Raw genomic sequence first — 3,362 nt, 5'->3', positions numbered from 1 at the left:
CTAGCGTTTGTCTAAGAAATTAAGGTGCCGTCGTGATAGCCACTTTTGTAAAATTAGGTCAGCCAGTGATTGAACAGACCACCATCAGGGTCCAGTTTTAAACTTTCCTGATTCTAGGGTTGACGAAATGGAATCGGTTTAGCCATACAATCAAAATGATAGATGAATACTCAATTACCGGACCTTCTGTATAGAGGTCTATTTTTTTAAATGAGTATCCCTTTTACTCAGAATGATGTTTATCAAGAACTAATGTTTGGTAATAATGGTTACTAACAATTGTTCTTGAAAGGGTGCTTTAGTATGTCCAGATACCAAAAAATGAGTCTGATTTCTTTCCGAAAACAGTTTTCGACTGAAGAATCTTGTCAGGATCATCTCTTTACATTGAAGTGGTCGAACGGCTATTGTTGTCAAAAGTGTGGTCACGATGCGTATTTTGAAACAAAAACACGTAAGCACAAGCTTTATGAATGCAAAAAGTGCAGATACCAAGCCACTGTCACCGTTGGAACCGTGATGGAAAAAACACGAACAGACCTAACTAAGTGGTTCTTAGCCATCTATATCATCGCACATGATAAACGTGGTGTATCTGCGACAAGGCTTTCTGAAGAACTTGAAGTAACGTATAAAACCGCTTGGCTCATGCTTCATAAAATCCGCCAAGCCATGAGAAAACGTGATGCAGACTATACGCTAGCAGGAATTGTAGAGCTAGATGATGCCTACTTTGGTGCGCCTTCCGAAGGCGGAAAGCGCGGGAGAGGTACGGACAAAACCCAAGTATTAGTGGGTTTATCCTTGAATAAACAGGGGCATCCTCTTTTTCTAAAAATGAAAGTCGTTCCTAACATCAAAGGGGAAACCTTGATTGATTTTGCTAAGAACAACATCCAACTAGGGTCAACGATTAGCAGCGATGCTTATCGTTCATATCGTCCACTCGAAGGCGCTGGTTTTAAGCACGAGTATCAAGTATACAATGCCAAAGAAAGTCCAGATCATTTACACTGGCTCCATACAGTTATTTCAAATGCCAAGGCTTTTGTTGGTGGAACATATCACGGACTTGATTCAAAACATCTCCAAGCCTATTTAGACGAATTTTGTTATTGATTTAATCGAAGAAAATTTAAAGGTGAATGGTTCCACCGTTTAGGGGCACTCTGTGCATCAACAAAAACAGTTACCTATTCTGAGCTAGTGGGATAATCATTTTTTTTTATTTCTCTTAGACAAACACACATTCTTAGAAACTATGCACATTAGTCCATGTCCAGTTCATCATCCCCTCATATTATAAGTAGAGAGTTGAAAAAATACCCCATAGAAAGGGGAGAACAAGGTGAGTTTCCCAACTATTCCTAATATTACAGCTGAAATTGACATTGATCGTGATGATGTCATTAATCTTTTGTTAGCTTCCATTGCTTTTGAAGAGCTTGCTTTAGCTCATATTCTGAATGCGGAAGCAGAGAAGATTCAATTGGCTGTTGGAACACTTCCCGGTCTGACACCACCGCCAGCGTTATGTGATTTGTTAAAGGTGAATGACTCGGTACAATCTACGATGAAAGAAGCAATTAAGAAAGAGATGCTGCTATTAGATAAATTAGAACAGACAATCAACATCATTGCACTTCAGATTTGTACGGGTCCAGGATGTTCAGGACGATGTGAGGGTTGTTGAGTATTTGCATTTTTAAACCTGATTCAAGTATCTAATTTATGTATAGAAAGGAAGAGATTTGTATGGGTTTTATTATTAATTGCCCCGGTCCAACCGGACCAACCGGAGCGACCGGACCAGCGGGCGGGCCAACTGGACCAACAGGAGCAACTGGGCCTGCGGGAGCGACAGGAGCAACCGGGCCAGCAGGAGCAACAGGGGCAACAGGAGCAGCGGGTGCAACAGGAGCAACCGGGCCAGCAGGAGCAACAGGAGCGACAGGACCAGCAGGACCAGCAGGAGCAACAGGAGCGACAGGACCAGCAGGAGCAACAGGGGCCACGGGACCAGCAGGAGCAACCGGGCCAGCAGGAGCAACAGGAGCAGATGGAACTGCGGGAGCGACTGGTGCCACAGGAGCAACGGGTCCAACAGGTCCAACAGGAGCAGATGGAGCTGCGGGAGCGACTGGCGCCACAGGAGCAACAGGGGCAACCGGGCCAGCAGGAGCAACTGGTTTTATTCCTCCTTTATCAGCAGGTTGTTTCGTTACTGGCGGGGACATAGCTGTTGCAGACACTGTCCCAATTTCACTAGCTACCAATGAGGTGTTGATTGGACCGGATATCAGTCATGAACCAGGATCGCCTAATGTAATCCTTCAACCAGGTATATACTTTGCCACTTTTGAGACTGTTTCATCTGGGCAGGGAGGCAACACCCAGGGTGCATTAATGACTTTGAATGGTGCGGCAATTGGAGGTTCACGTTCTAGTTTCTTTAGTGTGGGTGCTCAGAATGCGAGAGTATCACTTTCGGCAGGATGTGTTTTTGAAGTAGTAGAAGCTGATTCAATCTTGAGACTTGAAAATAGTACACAAGGTGAAGGTCCAAGGACTTTTAATGGAACCACGTTGAGTGTGCACAAATTGGGCTAGTGACATCTTTATAAAAAATAGAAACCTCTATATCTAGGGGTTTTTATTTATCTTAGACAAACACATTCTTAGAGCGTATAGATAGTAGTCTATGTCCACTATATCCGTAAGCGTCAAATAGAATCCACCTGTTAACATATATAGTACCTATGAGATAATCTCTTCAAATCAGAGTTTGAGGAGGTTTTTTATGTCAAAGGGACAAAATCCGAATTAAGAAGATTGCTCTTTACAGAGAAAGTGGTCTAACGTAATCCAAATGGTGTGAAATCAATAAAATATGTATTCATAAGTTAAAGCATTGGCTTTAGAGAATCGATAGTCCCCATTCAACCCAAGAATATAACAACAAAAGGTGAGCAGAAAGTAAGTGTGCATATTGGCGAAGCCTTGCAGGACTTGAAACCAAGCATGGATGAACAAAACAAGGTTATTCTCGCATTAGTTGATAAGGTACCAAAACAGCAAGAATACATTGATAAAAAGTGGTCTAAATCGTTGATATGACTGGTTTAATTGAGGTTTTAGAGGTGTTAAGAAAACTTAACAGTTTAGAATCAAAGTGTTAAGAAAACACAACAACCAAAAAAAAGGAAAAAGGGGTTTTTTACCCAACCTCTCGAAAAGGTACATTAAGAAGGGGGAGTTCCAGCGAAGCTGTCACTACCCCTTCTTCCGAGTATTTGGATCAGGCATTTCGTTATCTGGAACGGATGCCATTGAATTAGTTACAGGAATTTACATTGTACACT

At 42.3% G+C, this 3,362-nt stretch carries 2 protein-coding genes and 1 pseudogene; all 3 read left to right on the top strand.

Annotation, left to right across the window (positions count from 1 at the left end; genetic code table 11):
- Positions 1-303: 303 nt before the first annotated feature.
- Positions 304-1,116: pseudogene (locus RSX31_RS23275) on the top strand (IS1595 family transposase); the annotation flags it as partial.
- Between the two features lie 232 nt (positions 1,117-1,348).
- Positions 1,349-1,693 carry a hypothetical protein gene (locus RSX31_RS23270; protein WP_315636135.1) on the top strand — a complete coding sequence of 115 codons (345 nt, stop codon included), beginning with the start codon at positions 1,349-1,351 and terminating at the stop codon, positions 1,691-1,693.
- Positions 1,694-1,755: 62 nt separating this feature from the next.
- Positions 1,756-2,610: a hypothetical protein gene (locus RSX31_RS23265; protein WP_315636134.1), complete on the top strand. Its 855-nt coding sequence runs from the start codon at positions 1,756-1,758 to the stop codon at positions 2,608-2,610.
- Positions 2,611-3,362 lie beyond the last annotated feature (752 nt).

It is taken from the genome of Rossellomorea yichunensis (assembly GCF_032337515.1).
Lineage (GTDB): Bacteria > Bacillota > Bacilli > Bacillales > Bacillaceae_B > Rossellomorea > Rossellomorea yichunensis.
This window is presented reverse-complemented; position numbering and strand designations above follow the sequence as displayed.